Origin of the sequence: Pseudomonas sp. CFBP13508, assembly GCF_005233515.1 — a bacterium.
GTDB lineage: Bacteria > Pseudomonadota > Gammaproteobacteria > Pseudomonadales > Pseudomonadaceae > Aquipseudomonas > Aquipseudomonas mercuritolerans.
In genome coordinates, this window is record NZ_QFZZ01000009.1 from 87877 (window position 1) to 112130 (window position 24254).

General features: G+C 60.8%; 18 protein-coding genes and 1 tRNA gene. 5 read left to right on the forward strand and 14 right to left on the reverse strand.

The genetic code is table 11. The annotated features are described in order from the left end of the window. Nucleotides 1-39 precede the first annotated feature (39 nt). Nucleotides 40-2055: an excinuclease ABC subunit UvrB gene (uvrB, locus tag PspCFBP13508_RS22925; protein ID WP_024012378.1), complete on the reverse strand. Its 2016-nt coding sequence runs from the start codon at nt 2053-2055 to the stop codon at nt 40-42. A gap of 337 nt (nt 2056-2392) precedes the next feature. Here uvrB and PspCFBP13508_RS22930 point away from each other — a divergent pair, with 337 nt between their 5' ends. Together PspCFBP13508_RS22930 and PspCFBP13508_RS22935 are read left to right on the forward strand one after the other, a co-directional pair. Then, nucleotides 2393-3589 carry an amino acid aminotransferase gene (locus PspCFBP13508_RS22930; protein WP_016773918.1) on the forward strand — a complete coding sequence of 399 codons (1197 nt, stop codon included), beginning with the start codon at nt 2393-2395 and terminating at the stop codon, nt 3587-3589. 258 nt (nt 3590-3847) lie between these two features. Then, nucleotides 3848-4048 carry a hypothetical protein gene (locus PspCFBP13508_RS22935; protein WP_016773917.1) on the forward strand — a complete coding sequence of 67 codons (201 nt, stop codon included), beginning with the start codon at nt 3848-3850 and terminating at the stop codon, nt 4046-4048. Here the strand turns inward: PspCFBP13508_RS22935 and PspCFBP13508_RS22940 are convergent. Further along, entirely contained in the window at nt 4045-4275 is a 231-nt protein-coding gene (locus tag PspCFBP13508_RS22940) for a hypothetical protein (protein WP_137215756.1), read from the reverse strand. The genes PspCFBP13508_RS22935 and PspCFBP13508_RS22940 overlap by 4 nt on opposite strands. After that, nucleotides 4272-4484, reverse strand: coding sequence for a hypothetical protein (locus PspCFBP13508_RS27360; RefSeq protein WP_162556384.1), 213 nt, complete (start codon nt 4482-4484; stop codon nt 4272-4274). The genes PspCFBP13508_RS22940 and PspCFBP13508_RS27360 overlap by 4 nt, the downstream gene beginning before the upstream one ends. Nucleotides 4485-4494: 10 nt before the next feature. Between PspCFBP13508_RS27360 and PspCFBP13508_RS22945 the strand changes: the two genes are divergently transcribed. Next, a tRNA-Asn gene (locus PspCFBP13508_RS22945) sits at nt 4495-4570 on the forward strand. A 113-nt stretch (nt 4571-4683) separates the two neighbouring features. On the opposite strand, the gene PspCFBP13508_RS22950 is transcribed toward PspCFBP13508_RS22945, so the two are convergent. From PspCFBP13508_RS22950 to PspCFBP13508_RS23000, 11 genes are all read right to left on the reverse strand, one after another. Then, nucleotides 4684-6207, reverse strand: coding sequence for a nucleobase:cation symporter-2 family protein (locus tag PspCFBP13508_RS22950; RefSeq protein ID WP_130911608.1), 1524 nt, complete (start codon nt 6205-6207; stop codon nt 4684-4686). 278 nt (nt 6208-6485) lie between these two features. Further along, the gene (locus PspCFBP13508_RS22955; RefSeq protein WP_137215757.1) at nt 6486-7319 is read right to left on the reverse strand and encodes an arylamine N-acetyltransferase; all 834 of its coding nucleotides are present in this window, start codon (nt 7317-7319) and stop codon (nt 6486-6488) included. Between the two features lie 100 nt (nt 7320-7419). After that, the gene (gene xth, locus PspCFBP13508_RS22960) at nt 7420-8214 is read right to left on the reverse strand and encodes an exodeoxyribonuclease III (protein ID WP_137215758.1); all 795 of its coding nucleotides are present in this window, start codon (nt 8212-8214) and stop codon (nt 7420-7422) included. Nucleotides 8215-8297: 83 nt separating this feature from the next. Beyond that, nucleotides 8298-9740, reverse strand: a complete 1443-nt coding sequence (locus PspCFBP13508_RS22965; RefSeq protein WP_024012372.1) for a mechanosensitive ion channel family protein — start codon at nt 9738-9740, stop codon at nt 8298-8300. A 226-nt stretch (nt 9741-9966) separates the two neighbouring features. Beyond that, nucleotides 9967-10833 (reverse strand): pirin family protein, encoded by an 867-nt coding sequence (locus tag PspCFBP13508_RS22970; protein ID WP_137215759.1) that lies wholly within the window; start codon nt 10831-10833, stop codon nt 9967-9969. 157 nt (nt 10834-10990) lie between these two features. Beyond that, nucleotides 10991-14197, reverse strand: a complete 3207-nt coding sequence (locus tag PspCFBP13508_RS22975) for a transporter substrate-binding domain-containing protein (RefSeq protein WP_137215760.1) — start codon at nt 14195-14197, stop codon at nt 10991-10993. Between the two features lie 10 nt (nt 14198-14207). Next, a complete protein-coding gene (locus PspCFBP13508_RS22980) occupies nt 14208-14840 on the reverse strand; it encodes a response regulator transcription factor (RefSeq protein ID WP_130911614.1) in 633 nt (210 codons plus the stop codon). A 125-nt stretch (nt 14841-14965) separates the two neighbouring features. Further along, the gene (locus tag PspCFBP13508_RS22985; protein ID WP_137215761.1) at nt 14966-15400 is read right to left on the reverse strand and encodes a chemotaxis protein CheY; all 435 of its coding nucleotides are present in this window, start codon (nt 15398-15400) and stop codon (nt 14966-14968) included. A 227-nt stretch (nt 15401-15627) separates the two neighbouring features. Next, nucleotides 15628-18327 carry a magnesium-translocating P-type ATPase gene (gene mgtA / locus PspCFBP13508_RS22990; protein WP_137215762.1) on the reverse strand — a complete coding sequence of 900 codons (2700 nt, stop codon included), beginning with the start codon at nt 18325-18327 and terminating at the stop codon, nt 15628-15630. Between the two features lie 555 nt (nt 18328-18882). After that, nucleotides 18883-20220, reverse strand: coding sequence for a SidA/IucD/PvdA family monooxygenase (locus tag PspCFBP13508_RS22995; protein ID WP_137215763.1), 1338 nt, complete (start codon nt 20218-20220; stop codon nt 18883-18885). 133 nt (nt 20221-20353) lie between these two features. Beyond that, nucleotides 20354-20836, reverse strand: coding sequence for a sigma-70 family RNA polymerase sigma factor (locus PspCFBP13508_RS23000; protein WP_041478511.1), 483 nt, complete (start codon nt 20834-20836; stop codon nt 20354-20356). 279 nt (nt 20837-21115) lie between these two features. Between PspCFBP13508_RS23000 and PspCFBP13508_RS23005 the strand changes: the two genes are divergently transcribed. Next, nucleotides 21116-22279, forward strand: a complete 1164-nt coding sequence (locus PspCFBP13508_RS23005; protein WP_130911618.1) for an efflux RND transporter periplasmic adaptor subunit — start codon at nt 21116-21118, stop codon at nt 22277-22279. Then, nucleotides 22280-24250 (forward strand): MacB family efflux pump subunit, encoded by a 1971-nt coding sequence (locus PspCFBP13508_RS23010; RefSeq protein ID WP_137215764.1) that lies wholly within the window; start codon nt 22280-22282, stop codon nt 24248-24250. It abuts the gene before it with no gap. Nucleotides 24251-24254 lie beyond the last annotated feature (4 nt).

Genomic DNA, 24254 nt, shown 5'->3' on the forward strand with positions numbered 1-24254 from the left:
CGAGCCTGCTCGCGAAGAGGCCCGGCAAGGCGATCAAGATCAAACGGTGAGAAGTCGCTCGCGCAGTTTGGCAATCTCGTCGCGCATCTGCGCCGCCGCTTCAAACTCCAGATCCCGCGCCAGCTGGTACATCTTCTCTTCCAGCGCGCGGATGCGCTTGGTGATTTCGCTTGGCGAGCGCAGTTCGGCTTCGTACTTGGCGTTCTCTTCGGCGGCCTTGGCCATGCCTTTGCGCTTCTTGCTGCGCGAACCGGGCACGGTGGCGCCTTCCATGATGTCGGCGACGTCCTTGATCACACCTTTCGGGGTGATGCCGTTTTCCAGGTTGAAAGCGATCTGCTTCTCGCGACGGCGCTCGGTCTCGCCGATCGCTCGCTCCATCGAACCGGTCATGCGATCGGCGTAGAGAATCGCCCGGCCGTTGAGGTTACGTGCCGCACGGCCAATGGTCTGGATCAGCGAGCGCTCGGAACGCAGGAAGCCTTCCTTGTCCGCGTCGAGAATCGCCACCAGCGACACTTCCGGCATGTCGAGCCCTTCGCGCAGCAGGTTGATCCCGACCAGCACATCGAACACGCCGAGGCGCAAGTCGCGGATGATCTCGACGCGCTCGACGGTGTCGATGTCCGAGTGCAGATAACGCACGCGCACGCCGTGGTCGGCGAGGTAATCGGTCAGGTCTTCGGCCATGCGCTTGGTCAGCGTGGTGACCAGCACACGTTCTTCGATCGCCACGCGCTTGGTGATTTCCGAGAGCAAGTCATCGACCTGGGTCAGGGCCGGCCGCACTTCAACCTGCGGGTCGACCAGACCGGTCGGCCGTACCACTTGCTCAACCACGCGGCCGGCGTGCTCGGCTTCGTAGTTGCCCGGCGTCGCCGAGACGAAGATGGTCTGCGGGCTGACCCCTTCCCACTCGTCGAAACGCATGGGCCGGTTGTCCAGCGCCGAAGGCAGGCGGAAGCCGTACTCAACGAGGGTTTCCTTGCGCGAACGGTCGCCCTTATACATTGCGCCGACCTGCGGCACGCTGACGTGGGATTCGTCGATCACCAGCAAGGCGTCGGCGGGCAAGTAGTCGTAAAGCGTGGGTGGCGCCGCGCCGGCCGGACGCCCGGACAGGTAGCGCGAGTAGTTTTCGATGCCGTTGCAATAGCCCAGTTCGAGGATCATTTCCAGGTCGAAACGGGTGCGCTGTTCAAGACGCTGGGCTTCCACCAGTTTGTTGTTGCTGCGCAGGTATTCGAGGCGCTCCTGCAATTCGACCTTGATGCCTTCGATGGCGTCGAGCAGGGTTTCCCGCGGAGTCACGTAGTGGCTTTTCGGGTAGAAGGTGAACCGCGGCATCTTGCGGATGACTTCGCCGGTCAGTGGGTCGAAGGCGGAAATGCTCTCGACCTCGTCATCGAACAGCTCGATGCGGATCGCTTCCAGATCGGATTCCGCCGGGAAGATATCGATCACGTCACCACGCACGCGGAACGTCGCCCGGGCAAAATCCATGTCGTTGCGGGTGTATTGCAGGTCGGCCAGGCGCCGCAGCAGAGCGCGCTGATCAAGCTTGTCGCCGCGATCAACGTGCAAGACCATCTTCAAATAGGTTTCCGGACTGCCCAGACCATAAATGCACGACACTGTGGTGACGATGATCGCGTCCTTGCGTTCGAGCAACGCTTTGGTTGCGGACAGCCGCATCTGCTCGATGTGGTCGTTGATCGACGCGTCCTTCTCGATGAAGGTGTCGGACGACGGCACATACGCTTCGGGCTGGTAGTAGTCGTAGTAGGAAACGAAATATTCCACCGCGTTGTTCGGGAAGAACGCCTTGAACTCCCCGTACAACTGCGCGGCCAGGGTCTTGTTCGGCGCCAGTACCAGCGTCGGACGCTGTACCTGCGAAATGACGTTGGCGATGCTGAAGGTCTTGCCCGAACCGGTCACACCGAGCAGCGTCTGGTGCGCCAGCCCGGCGTCAATGCCCTCAACCAACTGGCGAATGGCTTCCGGCTGATCGCCGGCGGGCTCGAAGCGGGTGACTAGCTGGAATTCCGACATACACACCTCTGGAATCGCGGCGTTCCGCGTCAGACGGAACACCACGAGGACGACCGCAAACGACCGATGTCGCGCAAGAAAAAACCTGGATTGTGCTGAATGTGGTGGCGATTGCCTGACCTTTCAAGGCAAACGTCCTACATCCGGTAAAGAATCTGACAAAGTCAATCGACTAACGGTCCAGAAATAATCGGAAAAACTTACCGTAAAAGCCGATTCGCCTGTCGCCATTGCGCGGTGATGGCCTCTATACTAGCTCCCCGTTTGTGCACCGCTCTAGTGCATTCGGCTGGAGCGCTACACGTCCCTCCACTCTCCATTCAGAGCCGCCGTAATAATGAGCCTGTTCTCCGCTGTCGAAATGGCACCCCGCGATCCAATCCTGGGCCTCAACGAAGCATTCAACGCCGATACCCGGACCACCAAGGTCAACCTGGGCGTGGGCGTGTACTGCAACGAAGAGGGGCGAATTCCACTGCTGCGTGCGGTGATCGAAGCCGAGACGATTCGCGTCGCGCAACACGCTTCGCGCGGTTACCTGCCGATCGATGGCATCGCTGCCTACGACCAAGCCGTGCAGAAACTGCTGTTCGGCAACGATTCGCCGCTGATCAGCGCCGGTCGCGTCATCACCACTCAGGCCGTCGGCGGGACTGGCGCACTGAAAATCGGTGCCGACTTCCTCAAGCAACTGCTGCCGAACGCCGTCGTGGCGATCAGCGACCCGAGCTGGGAAAACCACCGCGCACTGTTCGAAACCGCTGGTTTCCCGGTGCAGAACTACCGTTACTACGACGCTGCCACCCATGACGTTAACCGTGCCGGCATGCTCGACGACCTCAACGCCCTGCCGAACGGCTCGATCGTTGTCCTGCATGCTTGCTGCCACAACCCGACCGGCGTCGACCTGACCCCGGCGGACTGGAACAAGGTGCTGGAAGTGGTCAAGGCCAAAGGTCACGTGCCGTTCCTCGACATGGCTTACCAGGGTTTCGGCGACGGCATCGACGAAGACGCCGCCGCTGTGCGCCTCTTCGCCGAATCCGGCCTGACCTTTTTCGTCTCGAGCTCGTTCTCCAAATCGTTCTCGCTATACGGCGAACGCGTTGGCGCACTGTCGATCATCAGCGAATCGAAAGAAGAAAGCGCGCGCGTGCTGTCGCAGGTCAAGCGCGTGATCCGCACCAACTACTCCAACCCGCCGACCCACGGCGCCAGCATCGTTGCTGCGGTGCTCAACAGCCCGGAACTGCGCGCGCAGTGGGAAGCCGAGCTGGCCGAGATGCGTCTGCGTATTCGCGGCATGCGCGAACAGATGGTTGCCCTGCTGGCGGAAAAAGCGCCGGGCCGCGATTTCAGCTTCGTTGGTCGTCAGCGCGGCATGTTCTCCTACTCCGGCCTGACCACTGAACAAGTGCATCGCCTGCGCAACGAGTTCGGCATCTACGCCCTGGACACCGGCCGCATCTGCGTGGCCGCGCTGAACCAGAGCAACATCAAGGCTGTGACGGACGCGATCGTTCAGGTCATCTGATTTCGGCCAGTGATGAAAAACGGGAAGCCTTTTCGGCTTCCCGTTTTTATTTGTCTCTGGAAACGCCTTGCAACCTCTAGACTGCACACAATTCAGAACCGTAGGAGCTCGTAGGAGCTGACGAGTGAAACGAGGCTGCGATCTTTTGATCTTGTTTTTTAAGATCAAGATCAAGATCAAGAGCAAGATCAAAAGATCGCAGCGTTCCGCAGCTCCTACCGGTTTTGTGTACACCCGAGATTTTTGAAGAGAACCCACATGAAAAACGACAACCTGCGCGCTGACCGTGACGACCTGGATGATTTCATCCCGCGCGCTCCGGCCAAGCGTGAAAAAAGCCTGGTGCTGCAAGTCGCCACCGGGGTATTCCTCGGTGGCCTGGCCCTGTGGCTCGTGCAACTGGCGGCGACGGCGGCCTATGCCAAGCTAATGCTCGGCACGATTACCTTCGGCAGTTAAGCCAGCTCGGCCGAGCGCTGGGTGGCGGCGTCGTCGTAAATCACATACAGCGATTCGGCGACCTGGCTCTTGATGGCCTTGCTGCTTTCGAGGCCGAGGACAAAACCTTCAGCCTTGCCGCCAGCGCGGTTCAATTCTTCGGCGGTGCTTGCACCGGCGATTGCATCGAAAAGTTTTTCGGCGTGCGGGCCGATGCCTTTGGGCAGGCTGATCTGTGTGGTGCTCATGCGAGCACCTCGGTGTTGCGAGTGATTTGAATCATGGCGCGTACCTTTGCGGCGAATGGCCGGTAGCGCGTGTGACCACTTCCGGGCTGCCATGGTAGACCGCCGAGGCCATTCTGGTAACCGCCAATCGCTGACAAAATGCCGTCCGTCCAGGCGAAACGCAAAAGTTGCCAGGCGACGCTTGACTTCTCTTTTTGAATCAGTAACATACGCACCAATTCCGCAATAGCTCAGTTGGTAGAGCAAGTGACTGTTAATCACTGGGTCCCTGGTTCGAGTCCAGGTTGTGGAGCCAAATAGCAAAGCCCCTGAATCGCAAGGTTCAGGGGCTTTTTTGTGGGCGCACGAAAAATACCAAAAGGCCGATCTGTTTGGGCAGATCGGCCTTTTCTGTTTCAGACGCAGCGGTCAGACATGTTCGCTGCTTTTCACCTGCACCTTCGGCGCGCCGTGGCCATGATCATGGTCATCCGGCTCGATCACCGGCACTTCCTTGCCATCGCAATCATGCAGCTTGCCGTCGCTGAAGTAATCACCTTCACGCAGCGCGGCGAGATCGCGATAACGCAGGGTGCGCTCTTCCGCGGCGGCGAACACCGATTGTTGATCCGAATTGCCGGTCGTGAAGTGGTTGAACGCCAGGTTGAGCAGGATCGCCATGATTGCCGACGAACTGATGCCCGAATGGAAAATCGTCGCGAACCAGCTCGGGAAGTGATCGTAGAAATTCGGCGCGGCGATCGGGATCATGCCGAAACCGATCGAGGTGGCAACGATGATCAGGTTGACGTTATTGCGGTAGTCCACCTTCGACAACGTGCGGATGCCGCTCGCAGCCACAGTACCGAACAGCACGATCCCGGCGCCGCCGAGTACCGAAGTCGGCACGGCGGCAATCACCCGCCCCATGAACGGCAGCAGGCCGAGCACCACCAGGAACAGACCGCCGGTGGCGACCACGAATCGGCTCTTGATCCCGGTCACCGCCACCAGGCCGACGTTTTGCGCGAAAGCACTTTGTGTAAAAGAACCGAAGATCGGCGCGAACATGCTCGACAGCATGTCGGCACGCAGGCCGTTGCCCAAGCGTTTCGAGTCGACCTTGGTGCCGATGATCTCACCCACCGCAAGGATGTCCGCCGAGGTTTCCACCAGCGTCACCATGACCACAATGCACATCGACAGAATCGCGGCGAAATGGAAGGTCGGCATGCCGAAGTGGAATGGTGTCGGAAAGCCAAACATGGGACCGGTGGTGACACTGGAGAAATCCGCCATGCCAAGGAACACCGCCAGCACCGTGCCGATGACCATGGCCAGCAGAATCGACAGCCGAGAAATGGTCGCGCTGCCAACCTTGCTCAGCAGCAACACCAGCACCAGCGTGACCGCCGCCAGACCGATGTTCTGCATGCTGCCGAAGTCCGGCGCGTGGCTGTTGCCGCCCATCGCCCAGCGTGCGGCCACAGGCATCAGCGTCAGGCCAATGGTGGTGATCACAATGCCGGTGACCAAAGGCGGAAAGAACTTGGTGATGCGTGAGAACACCGGCGTGATCAGCAAGCCGATCAACGAGGCGGCAATCACCGCACCCAGCACCGATTGGAAACCGCCCTCCCCGCCGCTGCTGACGATCGCGACCATGGTCGCCACGCCGGAGAACGATACGCCCTGGACCAGCGGCAACTGACAGCCAAAAAACGGCAGACCCAGGGTTTGCAGCAACGTCGCCAGCCCCCCCGCAAACAATGAAGCAGCAATCAACAGACCAATGTCCGCCGGCGACAGACCGGCCGCCTGGCCGATGATCAGTGGCACCGCAACGATACCGCCGTACATGGTCAGAACATGTTGCAGGCCGTAAGCCATATTCGCGCCGACCCCGAGGTTTTCGTCCTCGGGCCGTTGGTGTGAAACATGGGGCGTTTTCATGGTGGGGGGTTCCCTGGTTTTTGTTATGCGCACACTGTATTCAATACTCAGGACAAATGTCTATAGAGTTGTATACAACTTATCAGTCACATAATGGTTAGGTAGCCATCCAACCTTCTAGCCTGCGCTTCTTGCTCCAACAAATCCGGCAACACATCCCCGCTGCGTCCGCGCCAGTGCCCACTAGGCTGGAGTGTTCACGGCGACCGACGGTGCAGTCGCGCTCTTTTAGCGGCCATCGGCGAAATCCGTCGCGTATTGGAGCCTGGTGTAAAGCCTTAGATGGAGGCTGGCGCGATGACCCGAGCCAGCGCTTGCCGTACACGCGGTGAATCAGGCACCTGAAGGTCGAACTCGCGGCGCAGCAACTCCATCAGCTCGTCGACGTCCGCCACCTCGCGCCGCTCACTGTCCGCGCCCATGTGATGAATGGCAAAACTGCCGTTGTTCAGGGTTTTGCGCCAACCAGCGCCGGTGCGCGCAACCATCAGGCGCTGGGCAAAAGGTGACTCGGGATGGGTGGAGACGTACCAGTTGCCGACGCTGTAATCGATGTCTTCCTGGCGCTGCAAATCGAACAGGTACATCGGCCGCCATTCGCCTGCGACTTTGGCGCGCAGCAGGTAGCCATCGGTCTGTTTGTCGATGCGGTAGGGTTCGTGCGGGGTGGGTTGCTCATCCTCACTGTCGAGCAACAGCGGCGCGGTGGGCACCATGCCACCGAAGCCGACGTCGGTGATGTAACGCACTGCGTCGATGGTCACCAGACTCAAACGATGGGTTCGCGCCGTCCAGCTGCCTTCCGGCTGATTCATCACCACGCGCCCGCTGATCGCCCGCGCGTCGAAGCCCAATTCAAGCAGCAGCGCATAGAACAAATGATTGAGCTCATAGCAGTAGCCGCCCCGCCCCTGCTGCAACACCTTGTCTTCGATGGAGACCAAGTCGATCAACACCGGCTCTCCACTGATCGTTGCCAGATTTTCGAAAACAAACTGAGCGGTGTGGCGCAGTTGCAACTGATGCAAGGTTTCCAGCGTCGGTGGCGGCGGCGCATCGAAACCCAGACGTTGCAGGTACAGATTGGTATTGGTCAGCCGTGGCGCACTCATTGCTCGATCCTTATGCATGGGCCGCAGAACACTGCGTTGATGTTGCCCTGTATACGGGATCAGGCACGGCTTTCGACAATTGATTTCGCCAATCGCCCGTTCAGCGCTTTTTCCGCGAAGCGATGCGAATCCACGTCGGCGCATGGTCACTGGCGTGCGGTTCATTGCGCACCCAGGCGTCGACGCCAGCGTCATGCAGATACGGGCTCAATGCCGGGTTGAGCAGCAGGTGGTCGATGCGCAGGCCGGAGTTGGTTTGCCAATGATTGCGGAAGTAATCCCAGAAGGTGTAGAGGCGCTCTTCGGGATACACGTGGCGCAGAGAATCGGTCCAGCCCTGATCCAGCAGCCGCTGGTAGCACTCGCGGCTTTCGGGTTGCAACAAAGCATCCTTGAGCCAGGATCGGGTGTTGTAGATGTCCATGTCGGTGGGCACGACATTGAAGTCACCGGCGAGCACCACCGGGTGATCGCTGCTTTGCAGGTCTTTGGCGTAATTGATCAGACGCTCGAACCAGGCCAGTTTGTAATCGAATTTCGGCCCCGGCTGCGGGTTGCCATTGGGCAGATACAGGCAACCGACCAGCACACCGTGCACCGCCGCTTCGATATAGCGGCTGTGGGTGTCATCGGCATCGCCGGGCAAACCGCGTCGACTCTCCAACGGCTGCGCATCACGCGCCAGAATCGCCACGCCATTCCATGACGCCTGGCCCTGCCAGATTGCGCCGTAACCGGCGGCTTCCAGTTCGGCGGCGGGAAATGCGCTGTCGACTGATTTGAGCTCTTGCAGGCAGGCGATGTCCGGCTGCTCGCGCTTGAGCCATTCCAGCAGATTCGGCAGCCGCGCGCGCATGCCGTTGACGTTGAAGGTGGCGATTCGCAGGTTTTTCATCGTCTGCAACTCCTGCCCGGTGGGATTGCAAATTGTGACCCTGAGAACGCCGCGCAGGTTGCATCGAATGACAATACGACAGCTCAGACTCGGTTACGCAGCCATTGCAGAAAGCCTCTTTTCGGCGCGACCACGGGCGTTTCCTCGGTCAGCGACTGTGCCTTGTGCAGACGGAAATCGAGCAACGCCTGCATCGCATCATGGATGTCATGGCGCGCATCCAGGCACGGTTTCAGGTAGGACTTCTCGATGCGATACAGGGCGCAGAAAGTCTTCGCGGAGAAATCCGCCGGCAAGGCGGTGTCGGAAAGAATCCCGGCCTCGCCGATCACCTCACCCGGCCCCATGCGCCCGGATTCCAGGGGTGCGCCGTGGCGCTTGAGCGTCACCGATACCACGCCGGATTCAATGATGAACAAATGATCGCTGACCTCGCCGCCCGCGAGAATCGTTTCGCCGGCGCGGAAGGTTTGCAGAGTCATGTTCTGGCTGAAGGTGTCTTTCTCTTCTTCACGCAGAGTCGAGAAGATCGGTGAGCTTTCCAGCAGCGCCCGTGGCCGCGACAACTGCGGTGCGGCGCTGGTCTCGTTGCTCGACAGCAGATTGACTCCCGAAGCCTGCAAATGTCGGTAGGCCAGATCGAACAATTGATTGCGCACCACGCGCTTCTCGCCCATCGAAGCGACAAATCCGCTGATCTCGTATTCCGCACCGCCGCTGGCAGAACTTTTCAACGACACGCTGGGCGCCGGTGTGTCGAGCAATTGCCGGCAGCCTTGCATCGCCCGCTCCAACGCCTCGATTACCGAACTGGGCCGGGCATGGGGGCTGACGGGCACGCTGACGGAAACGCCGAACATATTGCTCGGTCGGCTGAAGTTGATGATTTTGGCTTTCGCCGCCAGCGAGTTGGGAATTACGGCCATGCTGCCCTGACTGGTTTGCAGACGCGTGGCGCGCCAGTCGATGTCGGTGACGCGGCCCTCGGTGCCGTCGATGGAGATCCAATCATCGAGTTGATAGGGCTTGGTGGTGTTGAGGACGATGCCGGAGAACACATCGCTCAAGGTGCTCTGCAAGGCCAGACCGACAATGATCGCCAACGCGCCGGACGTCGCCAGCACGCCTTTGACTGGCAGATCGAGCACGTACGCCAGCGCCGCAATGATCGCGATGAGGAAAATCACCGCGCCGAGCAAGTCCTGCAACAGCCGGCCGGTATGGCCGACCCGTTGCATCATCACCGCGCCGATCAGCACCGTCAGGGTCCGCGCACCAAACAGCCACCACCCGATCTGCAACCCGGTCGCCGCCAGATGCAGCGGCACGTTGTCGGCCCACGGTGCCGGTTCCATCGGGTTGAGGCCTTCGTTGAACAGCACAATGCTGAACAAGGCGAAAATCAGCACCCGCACCAACAGCTTCCATTCGCTGCCGCGAGAGCTGATCAGCCGCCACAGGCCAAGATCGAGCAGGATCAGGATCAACGCGCTAAACAACGGGTGTTCGGTCAGCAGAGACAGCATCAAACAACTCCGACAAAGGCCAATCGCGAGAAGATCGCACAGATTGGCACAGTGTAGGAGCAATTGATTTCGGTGGATGAACAGCGTCTCGAAAACGCTGAAAAACCTGTAGGAGCGAGCCTGCTCGCGAAGGCGTCCTGTCAGTCACTACCTCTTGGACTGAAACAGAGCATTCGCGAGCAGGCTCGCTCCCACAGGGGGGGTCAGTTGCCAGTAAAGCTCGGGGTCAGGGGTGCATCTGGCCAAAGCGCCCGGACTGGAAGTCGGCAAAGGCCTGATGGATTTCCTGCTCGGTGTTCATCACGAACGGGCCGTGGCCGACGATCGGTTCGTCGATCGGCTCGCCACTGAGCAGCAATACCACCGCGTCTTCGCTGGCCTGGAGGGTGAGTCGATCACCGTCGCGTTCGAACAGCGCCAACTGCCCTACTTCCACCGATTCCGCGCCGTTGACCTGCACCGAACCTTTTAACACCACCAGCGCCGTGTTGCGTCCTTCGTGCAGATCAAGCGTCAGCAGCTTGCCGGCATTGAGGCGCAGATCCCACACGTCGATCGGCGTGAAAGTCCGCGACGGTCCGGTGTGCCCATCGAATTCGCCGGCGATCAGACGCAGGCTGCCGGCGTCGTCCTTGAGCGCGATGCTCGGAATGTCGCGGTCGAGAATGGTCTGGTAACCCGGCGCGGCCATTTTGTTCTTGGCCGGCAGGTTGACCCACAGCTGGACCATTTCCAGCTTGCCGCCGGTTCTGGCGAAGTTCTCCGAATGAAACTCTTCATGGAGGATGCCGGACGCTGCGGTCATCCACTGCACATCACCCGGGCCGATGGTGCCGCCACTGCCGGTGGAGTCACGGTGCTGCACTTCGCCGTCGTAAACGATGGTCACGGTTTCGAAACCACGGTGCGGGTGCTGGCCGACGCCACGCTGTTCAGTGGTCGGGGTGAATTCGGCGGGACCGGCGTGATCGAGCAGCAGAAACGGGCTGATGTGCTTGCCCAGGTTGTCATAGGAAAACAGGGTGCGCACCGGGAAACCATCGCCGACCCAGTGGCCGCGCGGGCTGGTGTAAATGCCGATGATATTTTTCATGGGGTCTCCAATGTGTAAGTGCATTGGATTAAGCGTAAGGGCATATCGAATATTCGACTAGAGGGTGCAAACCGGCTTGAGTGTTCCATATGCAGAACAATTGAGCAGCGGCGCGCATTTCTCGAGCAGGCTCGCTCCCACAGGAGTCTGCAATGGTTCAGAGGCACCGTGCGAGGCCGTGCATGGCTTCGCGCAACTTGCCGATGGCACGGTCGATGACAGCGCTGTCACTGTCTCGGCACGCCGTGTCCAGATCAGCGCACGCCGCAACAACCCGCGCAGCCCCAACCATTTGCGCGCCGCCCCTGATGCGATGAGCCAACTCGCGCAAGTCTGCGCGGTCGCTCGCCTGCAAGCGATCCAGTGCTTGCAGATCATCGCGCAGGCTATTGCCGACTTCCTTGCGCAAGCGTTCGATCAACGAATGATCGGCACCCGCCATCTGTTCAAGAGCACTGAGATCGATCTCGACCGGCTCGGCGCCTGGCGGTTCATCTTCGTGCGGCGCGCAAGGCTGCGCGCCGGTCAAGGCCTGTGCCAAATCGCGCAAGCGAATCGGTTTGAACAAGCAGTCATCCATGCCGGCATCCAGACAACGCAAACGCTCTTCGACCTGCGCGTTGGCCGTAAAACCGAGGATCAGACAGGGTGCGCGGCCGCTGGCGGCCTCTTCATCGCGAATGGATCGCGCCAGTTCATAGCCATTGCGTCGCGGCATGTTGCAGTCGGTTATCACCACATCAAAAGCCTGCGCTCGCCAGCGTTGCAGCCCTTCATCGCCATCCCCGACATCAGTCGTGCGATGCCCCAGTTCGCTCAGTTGCCAGCACATCAGCAAGCGGTTGACCGGGTGATCGTCTACCACCAGCACGTTCAATACACAGGCGGCGAGCGTCACGTCGGGCGTAGCCGCTGTGGTCGTCATCGCGGTCAGCAGTGGCAATTGCAGATGGACTTCCACTCGCGTGCCCTGCCCCAGGTCACTGTCGAGGCGCAGCGTACCGCCCATCATGTCGCAGAGGTTGCGGCTGATCACCAGCCCCAGACCGGAACCGCTGCGCGCCGTTTGCGAACTGTTGCTTGCCTGGACGAAAGGACTGAACAGAAGCTTTTGATCTTCGACACTGATGCCGATGCCGCTGTCTTCGATGCGCACCAGCATGTCCACTTCAGCGTCGGTCATGGCGATGACCTGCAAGCGCAAACTCACCTCACCCACCTCGGTGAATTTGATCGCATTGCTCAACAGGTTCGACAGCACCTGTTTGAAGCGCGTCGGATCAATCAGCACATCCACGTCGGCGCGCGGATCAAGTTCGATGCGCCACACCAAGCGCTTCTGCCGCGCCAGCCCTTCGAACACTCGGCATACCGATAACACCGTCTCGCGTAAATTGGCCCGGTCGGGCGAAAGGGACAAATGCCCCGATTCGATGCGGGCGATGTCGAGAATGTCGCCAATCAACGCCAGCAGTTGCTGGCCGGCATTCGAAGCCACTTGAATCGCCAATCGGTCGGTCACGCCCTCCTCTGCGCGCATGAGCGCCAATTCGAGCATGCCGATCAGGGCGTTCATCGGCGTGCGGATCTCGTGGCTCATGGTCGCCAGAAAAGTACTCTTGGCCCGATTGGCCTCATCCGCTGCGTCCTTGGCCTGTTGCAGTTGCAACAACCATTGCTGGCGCTGATGGATCTGCCGACGCTGCCAGCCGATCCAGATCAAGGCCAGCAGCAGCAACACCGCCGCGCTGGCAAAGCCGAGCAGAATCTCCTGACGATGGCGCGACCAATAGCTGTCTTCAACCACCACATCGTGGCTCCAGCGCTCGACCAGTTCATCCATTTGCTGCGGCGCGATGCTCAGCAACGCCTTGTTCAGGATCGAGTGCAGCAGCGCCGACTGCGGCGCCGTGGCCAAAGCGATGCGCGCCGGCTGATCGCCAACGGTGCCGGTGATGCGCAGGCGGTCGCGATACTGGCGGGCGATCAGAAAACGCGCTACCAGCAACGAGCTTACCGTCACGTCGACCTGCCCTCGGGCAATCAGCGCCATGCCTTCGGCTGGGCTTTTGACCTCGACCAGACGCAGACCGGGGACCCGTTGCAGCAAATAATCGCGCAGCGGGTGCCCCCGATAGATCGCCAGGCGTTTGCCCGCCAGTTCGTCGAGCGGCAATGGATGTTGCCCGTTCGCCGCGCTGACCAGCACGAACGGATTGTTCAGATAGGCGCGAGTGAATTGCAGCTGCGCTTCACGCTCGGTGCTCGGCGTCACCACCGGCAGAACATCGAGTGCGCCGGCCTGAAGTTGGACGACCTGGTCGTTCAGCGAGGTGCCACGCACGATCTCGAAATTCAGCCCGCTGCGCTGTGCAATCAGGCTCAGCAACTGCGCTGCCAGCCCTTTGAAGCGTCCGTCGGCATCGAAAAACGCCAACGGCGCGAAGTCTTCGACAGCGCCGACCCGCACCACCGGGTGCTGATCCAGCCACTGCTGCTCGGCGGCGCTGAGCTGTACCCGCGACTGTTCGGCCATCTCGGCGAGGCCGACGCTCCAGCGCTGTTCGATCAGATGGCGACGCTCCATGGGCACGGCCAGCAAGGCCTTGTCGACGATGCGTTTGAGCACCACGTCGCTGCGCAACAACGCAAAAGCGAACGGATTGGCATCAAGCCCCGACGGCCCGGCCAGTTGCAAATCGTTGCGGTAATTGGTGTTGATCAGATAGTTGGCGCTGATGAAGTCGCCCAGGTACGCATCGTCGGCACCGAAGGCGACCGCGCCGAGTGCATCCATTGCCGAAGCATAAAGCTGCACGTAGGCGCCGGGGTAGAAGGCCTGAACGTGGGCCAGCGGCAGGTAATCCTCGACCATGGCGATGCGTTTGGCCGCCAGGTCGGTGGGCAGTTTCTCGTCGTGGCGCGTAACCAGCATCGGCTGATCTTCAGCGTACGGCCGCGACAGAATGAAGGCCGGATCTGCCGCTTCGAAACTGTTCGAGGTGCCCAAGAGATCGACATCACCGCGCTTGAGTGCCGCCATCAGCGCGGGTCGATCGGTAAAACGCCGCACTTCGATCCTGATGCCGAGCAGTTGTGCCAACAGGTCGACGTAATCCGCCGTCAGTCCCTCCAACTCATGCTGATGGCGGGTGATTTCGAAGGGCGGGTAGTCCGGGCCGGAGATGCCCATACGCAACACCGGATGCTCACGCAACCACTGGCGTTCCCGATCATCGAGGCGGACCTGGACATTGCCCGGTTCGAGGCGGGCCAGCACTTCCAGTGTCTGCGGCCGGTCATCGGCCCAGACCGAGGCGGCCAGCCCCAGCCACAACCCTAAAACCCGCAGTCCCTGCGTCATGTCGGGGCACTCAGATCAAGTGATTGCGCTTGGCGAACTCACGCAGGAGCACCAGTGAACCCAGGCAAAGCTTGGCCATCATGCGGGTTTTGTAGGTGCTGACGGTCTTGTGACTCAAGTGCATCTCCTGGGCGATGGCCTTGTTCGGTTTGCCCAGCGCCAGATTCACGAAGATGCATAACTCCCGATCGGACAGCTGAGCGATCATCTCCTGTTCAGTGCGTTGCACGGCGTTGTACAGACCGCTGGTATTGGGTAACGCGGAGAAATAGGTGTGGCCGGACATCAATGCCTTGATGGCTTCGTGCAGCAGAGTCAGTTGGTTGCTCTTGGTCACGTAGCCCCGTGCGCCGGCACGCAGACAGCGCTCTTGATAATGCGTGGGCTCATGCATGCTGAACACCAGGATTCGGCAGCGCGCCGTCGGCGCCTTGATCTGAATCCGCGTCAACACTTCCAACCCATCCATGGACCCCAGCCCGAGGTCGAGTACGACGAGCTGCGGATCATGGGTGCAAATCAGCGGCACGACTTCGTTGCCATTGGACGCTTCATGAATATCGGTGAAGCCTTGAGCCTGCAGAACGATCCGAATGGCCGCGCGCACTACTGGATGATCATCGACGATCAGCGCTGACTTCATTGGTACTCCTGCAAAATCGAAGACACCGCAACAATCTGTTCCGGAGTCGGTGGCTGCGCAGGCACTGTTACATGGATGATCAAGAGAATCACCTGTCAGGTCTGACAGTTGTGCAGCCTGGTTTTTTATGCATTGGCATGGCGCAACGACCAGCGGGAATCAGACGCAGCTTGGCGTTCGCCGGCGGCTTCGACTCTCGCCATCACCTGTTCGATGAGTGCTGAACTGGGCAATGGCGCCGGGCTGATCTGCGCGTTTTCCTGAGCAAACCCGGCAACCGCCTGCAAAGGTGCCGACGGTTCGTTGTAGATCAGAGCGTGGCGGACCTGTGGGTTATCGAGCAGAAAGCCCAGCAGATCGAGAGAGCCTGCCGCCAGTTCGGCATTGATCACCAGCACATCGAACGGCTCGCAGCCGTAGTCGACCAGGGTCAACAATTCACCGAGATTCTGCACCGGGGCAACGCGGTAGTAGCCGAACGCGTTGAACAGGCGCTCGATTTTCATGCGATGAAAATGCTGCGGGTCGGCGATCAGGATGCGCAACGCTTTGTTGCTCATGGTCATTCTCCCGGTGGGGTTTGGGGAGGGCAAGACTACGCAAGCGCCGGGGATAGCTCTGTAGGACTTTTCCTAAAAATCCGGTCATTCATCCGGCGGCCCTGACGCACCAATATCCCCTGTGGGAGCGAGCCTGCTCGCGAAGGGGCTATACCAGTCAGAGATACTGACTGACACGACGCCTTCGCGAGCAGGCTCGCTCCCACAGGAGAAGCATTCCATGGCGGTTATTGCCAGCCGAACCGGCGGATGTAGAAACCCTTCACTGCCTGGGTCAGGGCCATGTACGCCAGCAGAATCATTGGCAGAAACACGAAATACAGCGACGGCAGTGCCTGCAATTTGAAGTAATGCGCCAGCGGGCCCATTGGCAGGAAGATGCCGACGGCCATGATGACCCCGGTCATCACCAGCAGCGGCATGGCTGCGCGGCTTTGCAGGAACGGGATCTTCGGCGTGCGAATCATGTGCACGATCAGCGTCTGGGTCAGCAGACCGACCACGAACCAGCCGGACTGGAACAGTGTCTGGTGATCCGGGGTATTGGCGTCGAACACGTACCACATCAAGGCGAACGTCGTGATGTCGAAAATCGAGCTGATCGGACCGAAGAACAGCATGAAGCGCCCGACGTCAGCCGGCTGCCAGCGCTGCGGCTGTTTCAGCATCTCGTCGTCGACGTTGTCGAACGGAATGGCGATCTGCGAAATGTCGTAGAGCAGGTTCTGCACCAGCAGGTGCATCGGCAGCATCGGCAGGAACGGGATGAACGCGCTGGCGACCAGCACCGAGAACACATTGCCGAAGTTGGAGCTGGCAGTCATCTTGATGTACTTGAGCATGTTGGCGAAGGTGCGCCGCCCTTCGAGCACGCCCTCCTCCAGCACCATCAGGCTTTTTTCCAAGAGAATGATGTCCGCCGCTTCCTTGGCGATGTCCACCGCGCTGTCCACGGAAATGCCGATGTCGGCGCTGCGCAGCGCCGGCGCGTCGTTGATGCCATCGCCCATGAACCCGACCACGTGGCCGTTGCCCTTGAGAATGCCGACGATGCGCTCTTTGTGCGATGGCGTGAGTCTGGCGAAGACGTTGGTAGTCTCGACCGCCGCGGCCAGTTCGGTATCGCTCATGCGCTCAATGTCATTGCCCAGCAGCAAACCCTGTTGAGCCAGGCCGACCTCACGGCAGATTTTCGCCGTCACCAGTTCGTTGTCGCCGGTCAGTACCTTGACCGCCACGCCATGCTCGGCCAAGGCCTTGAGCGCTGGCGCGGTGCTTTCCTTCGGTGGATCGAGGAATGCCACGTAACCGATCAGCGTCAGTTCCTGTTCATCTGCCAGGCTGTAAATCTCGCGCCCTTCTGCCATTGAGCGAGCCGCGACCGCCACCACGCGCAGACCTTCGGCGTTGAAAGCACCGGTGACGTGGCGAATCCGCGCCAGCAATTCATCGCTCAAGACTTCATCGACCTCGCCGTGACGCACCCGGCTGCACACCGCCAGCACTTCTTCCACCGCGCCTTTGCAGATCAGTTGATGGGGCTGACCGCGGCCCTCCACCACCACCGACATGCGCCGGCGATTGAAGTCGAACGGGATCTCATCGACCTTGCGAAACACGCTGCCGACCTTGAGTTCGCGATGGACTTCCACGTGTTCGAGCACGGCGACATCCAGCAGGTTTTTCAGGCCGGTCTGGTAGTAGCTGTTGAGGTAGGCCAGTTCCAGCACAGCGTCAGAGTCCTCGCCCCAGACGTCGACATTACGCGCCAGAAAGATCTTGTCCTGAGTCAGGGTGCCGGTCTTGTCGGTGCACAGCACATCCATGGCGCCGAAGTTCTGGATCGCGTCGAGGCGTTTGACGATGACCTTTTTGCGCGACAGGAACACGGCGCCTTTGGCCAGGGTCGAGGTGACGATCATCGGTAGCATTTCCGGAGTCAGGCCGACGGCAATCGACAGCGCGAAGAGTAGCGCTTCGCTCCAGTCGCCCTTGGTGAAACCGTTGATGAACAGCACCAGCGGCGCCATGACGAACATGAAGCGGATCAGCAACCAGCTGACCTTGTTGACGCCCTGCTGAAACGACGTCACCGCGCGGTCCGTCGCGCCGACCCGTTGCGCCAGCGCACCGAAGTAGGTGCTGTTGCCGGTGGTGAGAATCAGTGCAATCGCGCTGCCGGAGACAACGTTGGTGCCCATGAACAGAAGGTTGTCCAGCTCCAGTGGGTTACGCGTGTCGCGATCGGTCTGCCGGGTGAATTTCTCCACCGGCATCGATTCACCGGTCATCGCAGCCTGACTGACGAACAGATCCTTGGCGCTGAGCACGCGGCAATCGGCAGGAATCATGTCGCCAGCCGAGAGCACGATGAGATCGCCGGGCACCAGTTGCCTGATCGGCAGTTCCCGCCGTGGCGCATCCCGGCGCAGCACCGTGGCGGTGTTGCTGACCATGGCTTTGAGCGCATCGGCCGCCTGATTGGATTTGCTCTCCTGCCAGAAGCGCAGCAGCGTCGACAGCACCACCATGGAAAAAATCACCACGGCCGCCTTGAGGTCTTCGGTCAGCCAGGAGATCACCGCGAGCAGAGTCAGCAGCAGGTTGAACGGGTTTTTGTAGCAGTGCCACAGATGGTTCCACCACGGCAGCGGCTGCTCGTGTTCGACTTCATTAAGTCCGTGTTGCGCGCGCAGTGCATCGGCCTCGACCTCGGAGAGCCCCTCGCCGTGCGTGCCCAGCGATGACAGCAACGCAGCGCTGTCTTCATGGGCGGCAGCGACCAGCGTGTTGGCCAGCGTCGGCGGTACTTCACGGCTGACCGTGGTGTCATTGATCGAATCCAGCAGCGCCAGGCGACGGAAGTGCCTGGCGATGTGGCGGCTGCGCAGAAAGCCTGCGAAAAATTCCTTGAGCGTGAGTTTCATGGCTGTGTCCCCTGTGGTCAGCCGGGAAACCGTCGAGCAGGTACCGCCGCGCCCTGGCACCGGGAAAACCGGCACGGCAAGGCGTGGCACGCCGGTCAGGAACAGGCGTGTCGATAGGCTGCGAGACGACTGAGGTCGCCATCACGCCTGGTTCAGCATCGATGAGAAGGACGTCGAGACACGATCCGGAACGGGTCGTGCACGGGATGCCGCTGCTCGCTGTTACGGCGAGACAACGGCAGGGAAAGGCTGCGCGTTATCTTGCCGAGAATCTGCCGGTGATCGAGACCGGCCGACAACTGTCACTCGAACAAGTACCCACTGTGGGTCTCCGCAATTGATGAAAACGCGCGCAGCTTACGCCCGCAGCGAAACGGCTGGAAGAGGTGTTTTCGGGGAATGTTGGGGGTGTTCAGGAAGGGTTCAGATTCAGGATCTGTGGGGCTTTCCATGGCCCCTTCGCGAGCAGGCTCGCTCCCACATTCTGGCCTGCGTTCACAGAACCATTGTGGGAGCGAGCCAGCTCGCGAAGGCGATATGTCAGGCAATGCAGATTCAGCTGGCAGTGGCTAGTAACAACTCCGCCACCGAGCGACTGTGCCCGCGCTGTTTGCCATGCTCGTACAACGAGCCAGCGATTTCATCGGCGCGAATCGGCAGCACCGAGAGCAGCGTATCGCTCAGACCATGGCTGGCCTGGCAGAAGCCCTGCATATAAATGCCGGCCTTGCAGCGCTCGTCGGTGATCAGTTTGTAGTTGCGATCGACCTCGAACTCACCGAGGTATTCCTCCAGCGGCGCGAGCAACTTGCGGTGCATCTGCCGCTCGTAACCGGTGGCCAGCACCACGGTGTCATAGATTCGCACCGTGACTTCGCCGGTGGCATTGTTGCGCACTGCCAGTTCGATACCGTTTGCCGTGGCAGTGGCGCTCTCGACGGTGGTCAGGGTGCGGAACGCATGGCGGGCAATTCCGGAAACCTTCTGCCGGTAGAAGATGCCGTAGATGCGTTCGATCAGGTCGATGTCGACCACCGAATAGTTGGTGTTGTGGTACTCGTTGACCAGACGCTCGCGCTCGACGCTGTTCTGCTGGAACACCAGATCGGTGAACTCCGGCGAGAACACTTCGTTGACGAACGGGCTGTCGTCCGCAGGCTTCAAGGCCGAGCCGCGCAGGATCATGTCGACCTGCACCGACGGGAACGAATCGTTGAGATCGATAAAGGCTTCCGCCGCGCTCTGCCCGCCACCGATGATCGCGATGCTCATCGGTTGATTGTTCACGCACGGCTGCCTGGCCATTTGCGACAGGTATTGCGAATGGTGGAACACCCGATGATCGCCCTTCAGTGCCTTGAACGCTTCTGGAATACGCGGTGTGCCGCCAGCGCTGACCACCACCGAACGCGTGGTACGCACGAACTGCTGGCCGTCGCTGCCCCGGGAAATCACCCGCAAGGCTTCGACCTGCTGGTTGTGCAATACCGGTTCGATGAACTGCACTTCTTCGCCATAACGGCTCTGCGCGGTGAACTGCCCGGCCACCCAGCGCAGGTAGTCGTTGTACTCCATGCGGCATGGATAAAAGGTGCCGAGGTTGATGAAATCGACCAGACGCCCGTGGTGCTTGAGGTAGTTGACGAACGAGTAAGGGCTGGTCGGATTGCGCAGGGTCACCAGGTCCTTGAGGAAGGAAATCTGCAACTCGCTCTGCGTCGACAAGGTGTTGCCGTGCCAGCTGTAAGTGGCCTGCTTGTCGAGGAACAGCACATCCAGTTCGCCATGGGTGGCGCCGCGTTCCTGCAGAGCGATGGCCAGTGCCAGGTTCGAAGGGCCGAAACCGACGCCGATCAGGTCGTGAACGATGGGCGATGCAATTGCCTGTGTCATTTCCAGTGTCCTCTGGATGAACCCCTCAACGCGGGGAAATAAAGCCTGGGTGGCCTGACCGGCCTGAATCAGGTCAGCAGGTCGTCTGTTGAGTAGGAACGAGGACGATGAAAGGAAATTTAACCGGCGCGGCTCACTGGCCATCCCATTGCTGGATGCGCAAGCGGCAGTGCTTCATGGCGTTGACGATGTGTTTTTCCACCAGCGCCCGGGAGATGCCGAGGGTCTGGGCGATTTCCGGATGGGACAGGCCTTCGATCTTGCGCAGCAGAAAACTGTCGCGGCACAGCGGCGGCAGCTCGGCCAGTGCGCGCTGAAGCATTTCCAGGCGCTGTCCGTGATCGAGGGTGCCGTGGGGGGACGGGGTGAAATAGCGCTCTTCATTGTCGAGCACGTCCAGCGATTCGACCTGGCGCAGCGCGTTGCGGCGGTGATCGTCGATAACCAGGTTCAACGCGGTGCGATAAAGGAAGGCCCGGGGTTGTTCGATCGGCACCTCGCTGGAGCGCTCCAGCACGCGTACATAGGCGTCATGCACCACATCCTCGGCGACCTGACGGTTGCCCAGTCTGGCGTTGAGGAAACACACCAGCTCACGATAGTAGTTTTCCAACATGACTCCCGACCGCATCGATGCCGTTTCTGTCCTTGAGCGCACTGATCAGACCTGCGAATCACGCAGTAGCAAGATAGTGGCAACTTGAGGTGCGTAATTTATAGTAATTCTCATATAGATTTAAAGAGTTGATTCCATATCCCGGACAAATAGTCGTGGCCCGGCTGCGGTAACTCGATGTGTCTGCGGCTAAATTCCGTCGCCCATGCCTCGTTTACAGGACAGCCCCTGTGTCTGTCGTGCCTTGCGACGGGCCGCAACCACTGGCCGGAACCCTGCATGAATCGTCCCCGCCCCGCCCGTCGCGCACTGTTCGCCGCCCTCTGTCTGATTCCCGTGATCGCCGTCGCTGCCTGGCAAGTCTTGCCACCCGGTCGCGACGCCGTTGCCACTGTGCAGGTCAGCCGCGGCGATATCGAAAACAGCGTGACGGCGCTCGGCACCTTGCAGCCGCGCCGCTATGTGGATGTCGGCGCACAGGCTTCGGGGCAGATTCAGAAGATTCACGTCGAAGCCGGCGATACGGTCAAGGAAGGCCAGTTGCTGGTGGAAATCGACCCGTCGACACAGAAAGCCAAGCTCGATGCCGGGCGCTTTTCCATCGAAAACCTCAAGGCGCAGTTGCAGGAGCAACGCGCCCAGCACGATCTGGCGCAGCAGAAATACCAGCGCCAGCAGAAACTCGCCGCCGGTGGCGCCACCCGCGAAGAAGACGTGCAGACCGCGCGCGCCGAGGTTCGCGCAACCCAGGCGCGCATCGACATGTTCCAGGCGCAGATCCGTCAGGCCCAGGCCAGCCTGCGCAGTGACGAGGCGGAACTCGGTTACACGCGCATCTACGCGCCGATGAGCGGCACCGTGGTCGCCGTCGGTGCGCGCGAAGGCCAGACGCTCAACGCGCAGCAACAGACCCCGCTGATCCTGCGCATCGCCCGGCTGTCGCCGATGACCGTGTGGGCCGAGGTGTCGGAGGCCGACATCGGCCACGTCAAACCGGGCATGACCGCCTACTTCACCACCCTCAGCGGCGGCACTCGGCGCTGGAGCAGCACGGTGCGGCAGATCCTGCCGGTGCCGCCGCGTCCGCTTGAACAGAACCAGGGCGGCAGTCCCACCAGTGGTCGCAGCGGCAGCGAACGGGTGGTGCTGTACACCGTGCTGCTCGACGTCGACAACGCCGACCACAGCCTGATGACCGACATGACCGCCCAGGTGTTCTTTGTCGCGCAACAGGCGCAAGACACTTTGACCGTGCCGACTGCTGCCCTGCAACCGGGCTCGCGTCCGCAGTGGCAGCGAGCGCAGATCGTCGCTGCCAACGGTGATATTCAGGCGCGCGAAGTACGCACCGGCATCAGCGATCGCCTGCGCACCCAGGTGCTCGAAGGTCTGGCCGAGGGCGAGCATGTTCTCAGCGCGCCGGCCGCCGGTCATGGAGGCTGAATGCACACGCCTCTGATCGACCTGCGACAAATCCGCAAAGCCTATGGCGGTGATGACAGCCCGCTGGTGGAAGTGCTGCGCGGGATCGATCTGTCGATCCACGCCGGCGAGTTCGTCGCCATCGTCGGCGCCTCCGGTTCAGGCAAATCGACGCTGATGAACATTCTCGGTTGCCTCGACCGTCCCACCAGCGGCGAATACCGCTTCGCCGGGGAAAACGTCGCGCAGCTGGACAGTGATGAACTGGCCTGGCTGCGCCGCGAAGCCTTCGGTTTTGTCTTTCAGGGCTATCACCTGATCCCGTCCGGCTCGGCCCAGGAAAACGTCGAGATGCCAGCGATCTATGCCGGCACCCCGGCCGCCGAGCGGCATGCCCGAGCCCACGCGTTGCTGGAACGTCTCGGCCTCGGCACTCGCACCGGCAATCGCCCGCATCAGCTTTCCGGCGGCCAGCAACAGCGGGTGTCGATCGCACGTGCGCTGATGAACGGCGGCCATATCATCCTCGCCGACGAGCCGACTGGCGCCCTCGACAGCCACAGCGGCGCCGAGGTCATGAGCTTGCTCGACGAACTCGCCGATCAGGGTCATGTGGTGATCCTCATCACCCACGACCGCGAAGTGGCGCAACGGGCCAAACGCATCATCGAAATCCGTGACGGCCTGATCATCAGCGACAGCGCCGAGCACGCCTGCGCGCCGCCTGCAGCCAATCCCGGCGCGCTGCAAGCGGTCGACCTGCGCCAGCGCCTGAGCAACGGCAGCAGCCAGACCGGCGCCTGGAAAGGTGAACTGCTCGACGCTGTACAAGCGGCGTGGCGGGTGATGTGGATCAACCGCTTTCGCACGGCGCTGACGTTGCTGGGCATCGTCATTGGCGTGGCCTCGGTGGTGGTCATGCTCGCCGTCGGCGAAGGCAGCAAGCGCCAGGTCATGGCGCAAATGGGCGCGTTCGGCTCCAACATCATTTACCTCAGCGGTTCGGCGCCGAACCCGCGCACGCCGGAGGGCATCATCACCCTCGACGATGTTGCCGAACTGTCCACCCTGCCCCAGGTGGAACGGATCATGCCGGTCAACGGCTCGACCGCCGGGGTGCGCTTTGGCAACGCCGACCACAGCAGTTACGTCGGCGGCAATGACACCAACTTTCCGCAGATTTTCAACTGGCCGGTGATTCAGGGCAGTTACTTCACCCAGGCCGACGAGGACAGCGCCGCCGCTGTCGCGGTGATCGGCACCAAGGTCCGCGACAAGTTGCTCAAGGATGTCGCCGACCCCATCGGCCAATACATCCTCATCGAAAACGTGCCGTTCCAGATCCTCGGCGTGCTCGCCGAAAAAGGCGCCAGCTCCGGCGACTCCGATAGCGACAACCGCATCGCCGTGCCTTATTCGGCGGCGAGCACGCGCCTGTTCGGCAGCCGCAATCCGCAATACGTGGTGATTGCCGCCAAGGACGCGCGCAAGGTCAAGGACGCCGAACAGGCCATCGAACAGGCGATGTTACGTCGGCACCACGGCAAGAAGGATTTCGAGCTGACCAACAATGCCGCGATGATCCAGGCCGAAGCGCGCACGCAAGGCACGCTGTCGCTGATGCTGGGGGCTATTGCGGCGATTTCCCTGCTGGTCGGCGGTATCGGCGTGATGAACATCATGCTCATGACCGTACGCGAACGTACCCGCGAGATCGGTATTCGCATGGCCACCGGCGCCCGTCAGCGCGACATCCTACGTCAGTTTCTCACCGAAGCCTTGATGCTCTCGGTGGTCGGCGGAATCGCCGGGATTGGCTTGGCGCTGCTGGTCGGCGGCGTGTTGTTGCTCAGTGGCGTGGCGATCGCCTTTCAAGCGCTGGCGGTGATCGGTGCGTTTTCCTGTGCGCTGGTCACCGGCGTCATTTTCGGCTTCATGCCGGCCCGCAAAGCTGCCCGGCTCGACCCGGTCACGGCCCTTACCAGTGAATGATCGA

What these genes read in the sequence shown, in the direction of transcription:
- PspCFBP13508_RS23010 (WP_137215764.1), top strand. Translation starts at nt 22,280, where the DNA reads ATGCACACGCCTCTGATCGACCTGCGACAAATCCGCAAAGCCTATGGC.
- PspCFBP13508_RS23005 (WP_130911618.1), top strand. Translation starts at nt 21,116, where the DNA reads ATGAATCGTCCCCGCCCCGCCCGTCGCGCACTGTTCGCCGCCCTCTGT.
- xth (WP_137215758.1), bottom strand. Translation starts at nt 8,214, where the DNA reads ATGAAAAACCTGCGAATCGCCACCTTCAACGTCAACGGCATGCGCGCG.
- PspCFBP13508_RS22970 (WP_137215759.1), bottom strand. Translation starts at nt 10,833, where the DNA reads ATGAAAAATATCATCGGCATTTACACCAGCCCGCGCGGCCACTGGGTC.
- PspCFBP13508_RS27360 (WP_162556384.1), bottom strand. Translation starts at nt 4,484, where the DNA reads ATGTTACTGATTCAAAAAGAGAAGTCAAGCGTCGCCTGGCAACTTTTG.
- PspCFBP13508_RS22930 (WP_016773918.1), top strand. Translation starts at nt 2,393, where the DNA reads ATGAGCCTGTTCTCCGCTGTCGAAATGGCACCCCGCGATCCAATCCTG.
- PspCFBP13508_RS22980 (WP_130911614.1), bottom strand. Translation starts at nt 14,840, where the DNA reads ATGAAGTCAGCGCTGATCGTCGATGATCATCCAGTAGTGCGCGCGGCC.
- mgtA (WP_137215762.1), bottom strand. Translation starts at nt 18,327, where the DNA reads ATGAAACTCACGCTCAAGGAATTTTTCGCAGGCTTTCTGCGCAGCCGC.
- PspCFBP13508_RS22985 (WP_137215761.1), bottom strand. Translation starts at nt 15,400, where the DNA reads ATGAGCAACAAAGCGTTGCGCATCCTGATCGCCGACCCGCAGCATTTT.
- PspCFBP13508_RS22965 (WP_024012372.1), bottom strand. Translation starts at nt 9,740, where the DNA reads ATGCTGTCTCTGCTGACCGAACACCCGTTGTTTAGCGCGTTGATCCTG.
- PspCFBP13508_RS22995 (WP_137215763.1), bottom strand. Translation starts at nt 20,220, where the DNA reads ATGACACAGGCAATTGCATCGCCCATCGTTCACGACCTGATCGGCGTC.
- PspCFBP13508_RS22975 (WP_137215760.1), bottom strand. Translation starts at nt 14,197, where the DNA reads ATGACGCAGGGACTGCGGGTTTTAGGGTTGTGGCTGGGGCTGGCCGCC.
- PspCFBP13508_RS23000 (WP_041478511.1), bottom strand. Translation starts at nt 20,836, where the DNA reads ATGTTGGAAAACTACTATCGTGAGCTGGTGTGTTTCCTCAACGCCAGA.
- PspCFBP13508_RS22935 (WP_016773917.1), top strand. Translation starts at nt 3,848, where the DNA reads ATGAAAAACGACAACCTGCGCGCTGACCGTGACGACCTGGATGATTTC.
- uvrB (WP_024012378.1), bottom strand. Translation starts at nt 2,055, where the DNA reads ATGTCGGAATTCCAGCTAGTCACCCGCTTCGAGCCCGCCGGCGATCAG.
- PspCFBP13508_RS22955 (WP_137215757.1), bottom strand. Translation starts at nt 7,319, where the DNA reads ATGAGTGCGCCACGGCTGACCAATACCAATCTGTACCTGCAACGTCTG.
- PspCFBP13508_RS22940 (WP_137215756.1), bottom strand. Translation starts at nt 4,275, where the DNA reads ATGAGCACCACACAGATCAGCCTGCCCAAAGGCATCGGCCCGCACGCC.
- PspCFBP13508_RS22950 (WP_130911608.1), bottom strand. Translation starts at nt 6,207, where the DNA reads ATGAAAACGCCCCATGTTTCACACCAACGGCCCGAGGACGAAAACCTC.